Genomic DNA, 10,576 nt, shown 5'->3' with positions numbered 1-10,576 from the left:
GCGGGTGCGGATGCGGGGCGCCGGTCAGGCGTCGTACGGCGGCGGCTCGCCGCCGGCCGCGGCGGACCGGTAGGCAGCCTCGACGACGGCCATGGTCCGGAAGACGTCCTCGACCGAGGTCGGCAGCGAGGGGATCGACCCCTCGAGGTGGCGCTGCAGGACCGACATGGACCCGATGAAGGCGTCGGGGAACCACGAGCCCTCGAACGGCACCGGCCGCCAGCCCTCGTCGAGCCGGTCGTCGGTGACCACCTCGAGCAGGTCCTCGCCCCCGCGCGGGTAGTCCAGGAGCAGGCCGAGCTGCGCGCGGACCGCTCCGCGCGTGCCCTCCCACTTCACGAACGACTCCTCGTGGCGCTCGCCGAAGTGGTGGTCGTGGTTGGTCGAGACGACCACGCGCACCGGCCGGTCGCCGTAGTGCAGGGCGATGTCCGAGCGGCTGTTGGCGTGCGACTTCCCCGGGTGGCGCACGGTGACGGCCGAGACGCCGGTCGGGTCGCCGAGGAAGGAGCGGACCAGGTCGAGGTAGTGGACGCTGTGCATGTTGATCTCGAGCCGGTCGAGGTCGAGGACGTAGGGGAACATCTCCCACGGCGTGTTGACCGAGATCCGGACCTCGAGGTCGTAGAGCTCGCCGATCGTGCCGGCCGCGACCAGCTCGCGCGCGGCCGCGACGTACGGCGCGAAGCGCAGCTGGGTGTTGACCGCGGCGACCAGGCCCTTGCGGCGGCAGACCTCGCGGGTCCGCACGCCGTCGGGCAGGTGGTTGCCGAGCGGCTTCTGCAGGAGCACGGCGGCGCCGTCCGGGAGCTGCTCGAGCACCTCGACGTGCGCCTCGGGCGGCAGGGCCACGTCGAACACCGCGTCGGCCGGCGCGGCTGCGACGGCGGCTGCGACGTCGTCGTACGTCGCCGGCACGCCGTGCTGCACGGCGAGCTCCTCGGCCCGCTCGAGCCGGAGGTCGGTGATGCTGGCGACGTCGAAGCCGGCCTTGGCGTACGCCGGCAGGTGGGCGTCCCGCACGATGCCGCCGGCGCCCAGGACCACGATCGGTCGCGGGTGGTCGGGCAGCGCGAGGGTGTAGCCCGGGTGGGGGTCCAGCTCGGGCAGCCGGCTGGGCTCCATCAGCCCTTCACCGCCCCGACCGTCTCCCCGCGGATCAGGAACTTCTGCGCGCCGAGGAAGACGGCGAGCAGCGGCAGCATGGAGATGAAGGTGGCCAGGGCCAGCTGCGGCATGTAGAGCTTGACGTCGAGGCCGGCCGCGACGGTGGGGTTGAACAGCGGGCTGGCGCCGATGAGCTGCTGCAGGCCGATGGAGACCGTCTGGTTGTCCTGGACCGAGGAGAGCAGGGCGAGCGGCAGGAAGAAGTTGGTCCAGTTGGCGACGAAGGCGAAGAACGTGACCAGGACGGCCGCCTGCTTGGAGATCGGCAGGCCGATCCGCCAGAAGATCGCCGTCTCGGTGAGCCCGTCGATGCGCGCGGCCTCGACCAGCTCGCGCGGCATGGTCGTCATGAAGTGGATGTAGGAGAGGTACACGCCGAAGGGGAAGAAGCCCATGATCAGCGCCACCGGCCACAGCTCCCCGACCGCTCCCACGGCGTTGACCTCGAGGAAGAGCGGGATGACCAGCACGGTGTTCGGCATGACCATCGTGACGAGCGTGACCAGCAGGACCGCGCGGCGCAGGCGGAAGCGCAGCCGGGCCATCGCGTAGCCGGCCGGGAGCGCGGCCAGGACGGCGAGGACCGCACCGCCGCCGGCCACCACCAAGGAGTTGAGCATCCAGCGGGTGAAGAGCCCGCCGTCGGGACCGAAGCCGTTGACCTGCGACCAGCTGTAGCGGGCGTTGTCCAGCGACACGTCGCCCAGGCCGAGGAAGCCGCCGTCGCCGGCGGCGACCCCGTCGTTGGAGCGGAACGCCATGGCGATGAACCCGAGGACCGGGAGCGCGAAGATCGCGGCGACGAACAGCATGGTCACCACGCGGGCCAGCCGGCCGGCGCTCCAGGTCTCGACGCCGCGCGGGCGACCGCCGTTCCGGGTGGGCCGGTCCACCGGGGGCCGGACTGCGACCTGCGTCATCAGTGCTCCTCCTCGCCGAAGAGACCGCTGCGGAAGACGATGAGGAGACCGATCACGAGGGTGATCACGAGGAGGATCAACGACATCGCGGCCGCGGCGGGGAAGTTGTAGTTGCTGAAGGCGAACGCGTAGCCCAGCTGGGTGGGCGTCCACTGGTCGGGCAGCGCGTTGCTGGAGACCTGGTCGAGCAGCTGCGGCTCGAGGAACAGCTGGAACCCGTAGGCCAGGTTCATCAGCGCGGCGTAGCCGATCCAGGGCTTGATGATCGGGAGCTTGACGTGCCAGGCGAGCTGCCAGGCGTTCGCGCCGTCGAGGCTGGCCGCCTCCAGCGTCTCCTCGGAGATGCCGTTGAGGCCGCCGTTGACCACGATGATCCAGGAGCCGACGCCCTGGAAGAACATCATCGCGGTGAGGATGAAGGGCAGGTGCCCGGGCGTGGCCACGGCCTGCTTGATCGTCTCGATGCCCAGCGCGTTCCAGAAGCCCTCGATCGGCGACTGGGCGGGGTTGAGCAGGTAGACCCAGAGGACGAAGTTCGCGATGCCGGCCAGCGCGCCGGGGATGTAGTAGACGAAGCGCATCGTCGAGCCGAACCGGCCCGGGCTGGCGTGGATCAGCAGGGCCAGGCCGACGATGCCGAGCATCATGATCGGCAGCCAGACCACGAGCGTGGCGAAGACGTTGGTGAAGGTGTCGAGGAACCGGTAGTCGGTGAAGACGGTCTTGAAGCTGTCGACGCCCCCGAAGCCCGTGGTCGGGTCGAGCGGCGTGGGCGAGCGCTCGAGCGAGGTCTTCACGGCGTACCCGACCGGGATGATGCCGCCGATCATCAGCAGCACGACGTACGGCGCCATGAGCGTCCAGGCGCCCCGGGTCTCGCTCGGCCGCGACACCCGTCGGGTGCGTGGGCGCTTGGCCGGTGGGGTCGGCGCAGGGGCGCCGGCCGCCCGCTCCTCGGTGAGCGCGGTCGTCATGCTGGGGTCTCCTCGCGTGGTCGTGCGGGCGCTGCTCGGCGGGCGGGCCGGGGCTGCGGGGTCTCCGCCGCCCCGGCCCGCCCGGGTGAGGTCACTTGACCGTGTAGCCCATGGCCTTGGCCTGGTTCAGCAGCTCGGTGCCGAAGTCGCTCCAGGCGGCGTCGAGCGGCTGGCCGTCGACGAGGGCGGGCGCGATCGTCTCGGTCCAGACGCTGCCGGTGTTGTAGAGCATGTAGGCGTGGTCCGGCTTGACGTGGCTGATGGCCGCCTTCATGGCCTCGAACGTCGTGTCGTTGTCGGCGAAGTACTTCGCCTCCGCCTGCTTCTCGGCCCAGGCGCCCTGGACCGGCCCGTACGCCGGGAGGCCGGTGGAGAGCTCGACCTGCCAGGCCGGGTCGGTGGCGACGAAGCGGGCGAACTCCAGGGTGTTCTCCAGCTGCTTGCCCTTGATGTGGGACGAGACGCCCCACAGGCCGCCGCCCTCGTTGCCGGTGGACGGCGAGTCCTCACCCTCCCAGGCCAGCGGCTCGACGGCGGTCATCTCGCCGGCCGGGATCTTCCAGGTGGTGCGGAAGAGGTAGTCGCCCCACCAGGCGGCACCGGGGCTCATGACCAGGTCCTTGCCGACGCTCGCGGCGTCGGCGTCGAAGATGCCGAGCGGGGAGGCCGCGTCGGCCTCGACCATCGTGGTGAGCAGGTCCTTGGCGCGGACGCAGGTCGGGTCGTCGAGGTCGATGACGACCTCGGTCTCCGACTGGCGGGCGTTGGTCGGGCAGCCGGAGGCCCACAGGTAGCGGTCGGGGGCGTAGGCGTCACCGGTGAAGCCGCTGATCTTGCCCGGGTGCTCCTCGGCGATCTGCACGGCCAGGTCGCCGTACTCCTCCCACGTGGTGGGGACCTCGTAGCCGTTCTGCTCGAAGAACTTCGCGTTGTACCAGAACACGTCCGGGGCGGCGTCGTTGCGCAGGCAGCGGATCTCCCCGTCGATCGCGCAGGGGGCGATGACCGCCTCGTCGTAGCCCTCGATGACGTCGGGCAGCAGCTCGGTGAGGTCGGCGGCGTAGTCGATCTGGGCGCCGCTCGCCCAGGCGATGTCGTCGTTGGAGGGGAAGAAGATCGCGTCGGGCCAGCCCTTGCCGGCCTGGTTGAACTGCGCGAACTGCTGCTGGAGCGACTTGCCGCCCACGGTGCCGTCGATCTGGTTGATCGTGATGTCGATGTCCGGGTGGGCCTTCTCGAAGGCCTCGGCCGCCGGCACGCGCGGCGGGTCGACCCACACCGTGATCGCGCCGCCGGAGTCGGTCTGCGAGTCGGCGGCGGACGCGCCGCCTCCGTCGCCGTCGCCGCCGCCGCATGCGGCGAGCAGCGAGAGCGCGGCCAGCAGGGAGACAGCTCCCGCAGCACGCTTCTTCCCGAGACGAGCACCGGGTGACTTCATGGGCCTTGCTCCTTCGCGATTTCGGGGGACTCCGCGCGCTCGGGGCGACGTGACGTCCGCAACTGCTCAAACGTTAGACCTGACACATTCGGTTGGTCAATCGTTTGACGTGATCGCGTTCACTCCGGAAGCGGCGCCGCTGATCGAAACGTTTCAAGAGCGATCCGTCAAGGGCTCCGTCGGCGCGCGCCCGTCTGGACCAGACTCTCCGGGCGACGGTCCGGGGTCGCCTCCGAGGGCTCGGGCGAGGACCGGGGACGGGACCGGGGACGGGACCGGGGACGGGACCGGGGACGGGACCGGGGACGGGACCGGCGCGTCAGGCCGGCGGTGCGGTGGACTCGCGCACGACCAGCTCGGGCGCGGGGTCGGTGATCGTCGCGTCGACCATCTCGCCGTGCTCGATGCGCGCGATGACGCTGCGGACCGCGGTCCGGCCCATCGCGTAGAACTGCATGCGCACCGCGGTCAGCGGCGGCCAGGTGTTCTCCGCGGTCCAGGAGTCGTGCACGCAGACCACGGAGAGGTCGCGCGGCACCGCGATCCCGGCAGCACGCGCCTCGGCGAGCATGCCGACCGCGGCGTTGACGTTCGCGGCGACCACGGCGGTCGGCCTGGGCTCGAGCGCCAGCAGGCGGCGCAGCGCCGTACGCCCGTTCTCCGCGGTGTAGCCCAGCCGGGTCTCGTAGCCGCGGGGGACCGCGAGGCCCGCCGCCGTCATCGCGGCCTTGTAGCCGACCCGTCGGCGCTTGGCCGTGAACGAGCGCGGCAGCCCGTTGGCGAAGGCGATCCGCTCGTGCCCGAGGGAGAGCAGGTGCTCGGTCGCGATCCGGGCGCCGGTCTCGTCGTCGAGCGCCACCGAGCCGACGTGGCCCGGGTAGGCCGAGTTGATCAGCACGATCGGCGCCTGCGAGGCGAGCAGCTCCCCGAGGCCGGCCGGCGGGACGCCGTCCCCGACCTGGACGACCATGCCGTCGACCCGGCCCTCCCCGATCAGCCGCGCGATCACCTCGCCGCCCGGGCGCACGTCGTCGGAGCGACCGAGGAGCACGGTGTACTTCCGCTCGGCCGCCTCGTCCTCGGCGCCGTGCATCAGCTCGGTGAACAGCGCGTTCGTGAGGTCGGGGACGACCAGGCCGATGACCTGGGTGCGCGCGGACTTCAGGGCACGGCCGGCGAAGTTCGGCCGGTAGTGCAGCTCCTTGGCCGCGTCGAGGATGCGCTGGCGCGTCCCCTCGCTGACCCTGGCGGAGGGTGCGTCGCTGAGCACCCGGGACACCGCGGAGATCGACACGCCGGCACGCGCGGCGACGTCGCCCAGGGTGGCCATGGATCGCACCCTACTGCCGCCCGCGACGCCGGTCGCCGGCTTCGGCGAGCTCTCCGGGCCGGCCGGGGTCGCGGGTGTCGCCCGCCGACCGGGCCCGTCCACGCGCGTGCCGCCTAGCCGTCGCCGTGCGCGGCGAAGGGGTCGGCGAAGGGGTCGGCGCCGTCGGCGAGACGACCCTGGGCCCCGAGGCGGGGTGCCGCGCGCCCGGAGGTCAGCACCTCGCCGTCGATCCGGATCGGGCTGCGCGTGGTGGTGAGCCGCACGGGCTCGCCGCCGGGCTCGGCCGGCGGCCGCTCCACCACCTGGGTCATGCCCACCGCCTCGAAGGCAGGGTGCTCGATGAGCTGCTCGAGGGTGAGCACCGGCGCGCACCACACATCGGCGGCGTCGAGCACCTCCAGCCACCGGCGCGTCGGCGCGGTCCGCAGCCGGTCGGCGAGGAGCCGCTCGATGCGCGCGCGGTCGTCCCACCACGCGGCCGGGTCGGCGCGCGCGGCCAGCTCCTCGACCCCCAGCAGCCGGCCGAGCCGGTCGACCGGCGCCATCGCGATCGCGAGGTGGCCGTCGGCGGTCGGGTAGAGGCCGTACGGCGCCGGGAGGTAGCCGTGCGCCGAGTGCGGCCCGCGGCCCGAGGCAAGCGCCGGGTCGTTGAGCCGGGCGGTGAGGAGCTCGACCTGCAGGTCCAGGACCCCCTCGAGCAGGCTGGTCTCCACCAGGCCGCCGCGACCGGTCCGCGCCTTGCGGACCAGCAGCGCGGTCACGCCCTCGGCGATGTGGCAGCTCATCAGGTGGTCGGCGATCGCGAGCCCGACGGGCACCGGCCGGTCGCCGGTCGCGGTGACCCACGGCAGGGCCGCGACCGACTGGGCGAGCAGGTCCTGGCCGGGACGGCCGGCCCACGGGCCGTCGACGCCGTACCCCGACGCACTGGCGTAGACCAGCCCGGGGTTCAGCGCCATCGCCGCGGCGGGATCGAGGCCGATCCGCTCCATCACGCCCGGACGGAAGTTCTGGATGAGCACGTCGGCCCGCGCGACGAGCGCCTTGACCCGGGCCAGGTCGCCGGGGTCCTTGAGGTCGGCCACGACCGCCTCCTTGCCACGGTTCATCGCGTGGAAGGACAGCGTGTCGCCGTCCTTCCAGCGGCCGGCGAAGGCAAGGGTCCGGCCGATCTCGCCGGTCACCGGTCGCTCCACCTTGATCACCCGCGCGCCGAGGTCGGCCAGGCGCAGCGCCGCCACCGGGCCGGCCAGGAACTGGCTGAAGTCGAGGACCGTCGTGCCCGCGAGGGGGAGGTCGTCCGGCTCGAGCACGACACCTCCTTCACCGCCGCGTCCCTTGACACGTGCTCAATCGTTTGCGCAACAATAGGCCCCCTGCCGCGTCCGGGGCAACCGCTTCCGCCAGACCCGCGGCCTCACCCCCAGGAGCAGCATGCTGACCGCGGCGTACGTCGGAGACCGGACCATGACCGTCGGAGAGGCCGAGCCCGCACCCCCGGGTCCGGGCGAGGTGCAGGTCGAGGTGGCGTACGTCGGCATCTGCGGCACCGACCTGCACATCCTGCACGGGTCGATGGACGCCCGGGTCTCGATGCCCGCGGTCATCGGCCACGAGATGTCCGGGCGGGTCGCCGCCGTCGGCGAGGGCGTCACCGGGTGGGCCACGGGCGACCCGGTGACGGTCATGCCGCTGGACTGGGACGGCACCTGCCCTGCCTGCCGGGCCGGGCACCAGCACGTCTGCCAGAACCTCGACTTCGTCGGGATCGACTCCCCCGGCGCCCTGCAGGGGCGTTGGAACGTCCGTGCCGACCTCCTCGTGCCGCTGCCGCGGGACCTCTCCCTCGAGCACGCCGCACTGGTGGAGCCGGTGGCCGTCGCGGTGCACGACGTACGCCGCTCCGGGCTCGGCGCCGGCGACCGCGTCGTCGTGCTCGGCGGAGGTCCGATCGGTGTCCTCATCGGCATCGTCGCCCGCCACGCCGGCGCGGAGGTGCTCGTCTCCGAGCCCGACCCGGGCCGGCGCGCGCTGGTCGAGGGGCTCGGGCTGGAGACGCTCGACCCGACGGCGGCCGACCTCGTCGGCGCCGTCGACGAGCGGACCGGTGGAGCCGGCGCCGACGTGGTGTTCGAGGTGTCCGGTGCCGCACCCGCCGTCCTCGCCGCCACCTCGGTCGCCAAGGTGCGCGGCACGGTCGTCGTGGTGGCGATCCACCCGCGGCCGGTCCCGGTGGACCTCCAGCGCGTCTTCTGGCGCGAGCTGCGCCTGCTCGGCGCGCGCGTCTACGAGCGGACCGACTTCGAGCGCGCCGTGGAACTCCTGGCCGCCGGGGTCGTGCCGGCCGCGGGCCTGGTCACCGAGGTCGTCGGCATCAGCCGCGTCGCCGACGCGTTCGCCGCGCTGGAGTCCGGCCAGGCCATGAAGGTCCTCGTCGACTGCCAGGAGGCCGGCGCATGAGCACCGGTCCCTTCGACCTCACCGGCCGCCTGGCGGTCGTCACCGGCGCCCGCCGCGGCATCGGTCGGGCGATGGCCGAGGCCCTCGCCGCGGCCGGGGCCGACGTCATCGGGGTGAGCGCCCAGCTGGAGGAGGACCCGCAGGCCTCCGAGGTGGGCCGGGCCGTGACCGCGGCCGGTCGCCGCTTCGAGGCGGTCCGCTGCGACTTCGCCGACGCCGCGGCCGTCGATGACCTCGGTCGCCGGCTCGCGGAGCGGGCACCCGACATCCTCGTCAACAACGCCGGCACCATCCGCCGCCAGCCGGCGGTGGAGCACGCCCGCGAGCTCTGGGACGAGGTGCTGCAGGTCAACCTCAGCTCGCAGTTCGCGCTGACCCAGGCCCTCGCCGGCCCGATGCTCGAGCGGGGCTCGGGGAAGGTGGTCTTCACCGCCTCGCTCCTGAGCTTCCAGGGCGGCATCAACGTCCCCGGCTACACCGCCTCGAAGTCCGGCGTCGCCGGGCTCACCAAGGCGCTCGCCAACGAGTGGGCCGGACGCGGGGTGAACGTCAACGCGATCGCGCCGGGCTACATCGCGACCGACAACACCCAGGCCCTCCAGGACGACCCCGACCGCTCGCGGTCGATCCTCGAGCGGATCCCGGCGGGTCGCTGGGGCCGGGCCGACGACCTCGCCGGTGCCACCGTCTTCCTGTGCAGCCGCGCCTCCGACTACGTCGACGGGATCGTGCTCCCCGTCGACGGCGGCTGGCTGGGGCGGTGACCGGCTTCCGCGACCTGCTCGCCCGCGACCGGGTGCTGCCGGTGGTGACCCCCGCGTCGGTGGACAACGCGCTCGCCGCCGTCGACCGGCTCGGGGCGACCGGCACCGGGACCCTCGAGGTGGCGCTGCGCACGGGCGTGGCCGAGGCGGCGCTCGCCCGGGCCGCCGGCGGTCCGGTGCTCGTGGGCGCCGGGACCGTGCTGGTGCCCGAGCAGGTGGACCGCGTCGTCGACGCGGGCGCCGCCTTCGTCGTCACGCCCGGGTTCAGCGCCCCGGTGGTCGAGCGCTGCCTCGCCCTCGGCGTCCCGGTCCTGCCGGGCGTCGCGACGCCCGGCGAGGTGATGGCCGCGCTCTCCCTCGGCCTCAACCTGGTCAAGCTCTTCCCGGCGCGCGAGCTGGGCGGGCCGGCCATGGTCCGCGCGCTCGCCGGGCCGTTCCCCGGGCTGCGCCTGGTACCGAGCGGCGGGGTCACCGCGGCGTCGGCCGCGGAGTACCTCGCGCTCGACGCCGTCCTCGCCGTGAGCGGCAGCTGGCTCCTGGCGGACGCCTCGTGACGACCCGGTCCGGCTCGTCCGTGGTGACGCTCGGGGAGACCATGGCGCTGGCCAGCTCGTCGACCGCGCTCCCGCACGCGGCGGCGCTCGAGCTGGGGATCGGCGGCGCGGAGAGCAACGTCGCGATCGGCGTACGCCGCCTGGGGGCCGCCGCCACCTGGGTCGGCCGGGTCGGTGACGACCCGCTGGGCGCCCGCGTGCTCCGCGAGCTGCGCGCCGAGGGCGTCGACCTCGCGGCGGTGCGCGACCCCGACGCGCCGACCGGGCTGATGGTCAAGGAGCGACGGTCCGCGGTGTCCTCGAGCGTCTGGTACTACCGCGCCGGCAGCGCCGGCAGCCGGCTCTCGCCCGCGGACCTGCCGCCGGGCCTGGTCGCCGGCGCCGACGTGCTGCACCTGACCGGCATCACCCCGGGCCTGTCCGCCTCGGCGGCCGCAGCCGTGGACGCCGCGCTGGCCGAGGCCGCGGCGGCCGGGGTCCCGGTCTCCTTCGACGTCAACCACCGCGACGGGGTCTGGCGCGGGCGCGACCCGCGCGCGTCGTACGCGTCCCTCGCCCGCGCCGCCTCGGTCGTCTTCGCCGGAGAGGACGAGACGCGGCTGCTCACCGGTACCTCGGCCACCGACCCGGCCGACCTGCTCGACGCCCTGGCCGAGGCGTCGGGCGGCGACGCGGTGCTCAAGCTCGGCGAGCGCGGCTGCGCGGCCGTGGTCGGCGGCGAGCGGCTGGTGGTGCCGGCGGTGGCGGTGCCGGTCGTGGACACGGTGGGGGCGGGCGACGCCTTCGTGGCCGGCTACCTCGCCGACCTGGTGGCCGGCCCGCCGGCCGCCGACCGGCTGCGGACGGCCGTGCGGTGCGGGGCGTTCGCGTGCACGAGCCCCGGTGACTGGGAGGGGCTGCCGACCCGCGACGACCTCGGCCTGCTCGACGGCGGGGAGGCGGTCCGGCGCTGAGGCCGGTCGCCGCGGG

At 73.8% G+C, this 10,576-nt stretch carries 10 protein-coding genes; 4 read left to right on the top strand and 6 right to left on the bottom strand.

Features of this window, described 5'->3' with window-relative positions; translation table 11 throughout:
• Positions 1–24: 24 nt before the first annotated feature.
• From AB0N29_RS08820 to AB0N29_RS08795, 6 genes are all read right to left on the bottom strand, one after another.
• Positions 25–1,125 carry a Gfo/Idh/MocA family oxidoreductase gene (locus AB0N29_RS08820; RefSeq protein WP_364865892.1) on the bottom strand — a complete coding sequence of 367 codons (1,101 nt, stop codon included), beginning with the start codon at positions 1,123–1,125 and terminating at the stop codon, positions 25–27.
• Positions 1,125–2,087 carry a carbohydrate ABC transporter permease gene (locus AB0N29_RS08815; protein ID WP_302269095.1) on the bottom strand — a complete coding sequence of 321 codons (963 nt, stop codon included), beginning with the start codon at positions 2,085–2,087 and terminating at the stop codon, positions 1,125–1,127. Before AB0N29_RS08815 ends, AB0N29_RS08820 begins: the two co-directional genes overlap by 1 nt.
• Positions 2,087–3,061 carry a sugar ABC transporter permease gene (locus AB0N29_RS08810; protein WP_302269094.1) on the bottom strand — a complete coding sequence of 325 codons (975 nt, stop codon included), beginning with the start codon at positions 3,059–3,061 and terminating at the stop codon, positions 2,087–2,089. Before AB0N29_RS08810 ends, AB0N29_RS08815 begins: the two co-directional genes overlap by 1 nt.
• Before the next feature lie 91 nt (positions 3,062–3,152).
• Positions 3,153–4,499, bottom strand: coding sequence for an ABC transporter substrate-binding protein (locus AB0N29_RS08805; RefSeq protein ID WP_364865888.1), 1,347 nt, complete (start codon positions 4,497–4,499; stop codon positions 3,153–3,155).
• A 319-nt stretch (positions 4,500–4,818) separates the two neighbouring features.
• Positions 4,819–5,829 carry a LacI family DNA-binding transcriptional regulator gene (locus AB0N29_RS08800; protein ID WP_302269092.1) on the bottom strand — a complete coding sequence of 337 codons (1,011 nt, stop codon included), beginning with the start codon at positions 5,827–5,829 and terminating at the stop codon, positions 4,819–4,821.
• Between the two features lie 113 nt (positions 5,830–5,942).
• A complete protein-coding gene (locus AB0N29_RS08795; RefSeq protein WP_364865884.1) occupies positions 5,943–7,142 on the bottom strand; it encodes a CoA transferase in 1,200 nt (399 codons plus the stop codon).
• Between the two features lie 154 nt (positions 7,143–7,296).
• Between AB0N29_RS08795 and AB0N29_RS08790 the strand changes: the two genes are divergently transcribed.
• The 4 genes from AB0N29_RS08790 to AB0N29_RS08775 are packed head-to-tail and all read left to right on the top strand — an operon-like array spanning position 7,297 to position 10,560.
• Positions 7,297–8,289 carry an alcohol dehydrogenase catalytic domain-containing protein gene (locus AB0N29_RS08790; RefSeq protein WP_364865881.1) on the top strand — a complete coding sequence of 331 codons (993 nt, stop codon included), beginning with the start codon at positions 7,297–7,299 and terminating at the stop codon, positions 8,287–8,289.
• On the top strand, positions 8,286–9,053 hold the full coding sequence (locus AB0N29_RS08785) for an SDR family oxidoreductase (RefSeq protein ID WP_364865879.1): 768 nt from the start codon (positions 8,286–8,288) through the stop codon (positions 9,051–9,053). The genes AB0N29_RS08790 and AB0N29_RS08785 overlap by 4 nt, the downstream gene beginning before the upstream one ends.
• Positions 9,050–9,607: a bifunctional 4-hydroxy-2-oxoglutarate aldolase/2-dehydro-3-deoxy-phosphogluconate aldolase gene (gene eda, locus AB0N29_RS08780; protein WP_364865878.1), complete on the top strand. Its 558-nt coding sequence runs from the start codon at positions 9,050–9,052 to the stop codon at positions 9,605–9,607. Before AB0N29_RS08785 ends, eda begins: the two co-directional genes overlap by 4 nt.
• Complete coding sequence (locus tag AB0N29_RS08775) at positions 9,604–10,560, top strand: sugar kinase (protein ID WP_364865876.1); 957 nt, start codon at positions 9,604–9,606, stop codon at positions 10,558–10,560. Before eda ends, AB0N29_RS08775 begins: the two co-directional genes overlap by 4 nt.
• Positions 10,561–10,576 lie beyond the last annotated feature (16 nt).

The sequence above is a fragment of the Nocardioides sp. NPDC092400 genome, assembly GCF_040684155.1.
Taxonomy (GTDB): Bacteria; Actinomycetota; Actinomycetes; order Propionibacteriales; family Nocardioidaceae; genus Nocardioides.
The sequence above is the reverse complement of the archived record's forward strand: the minus strand, read 5'-3'. Positions and strand labels throughout refer to the sequence as shown.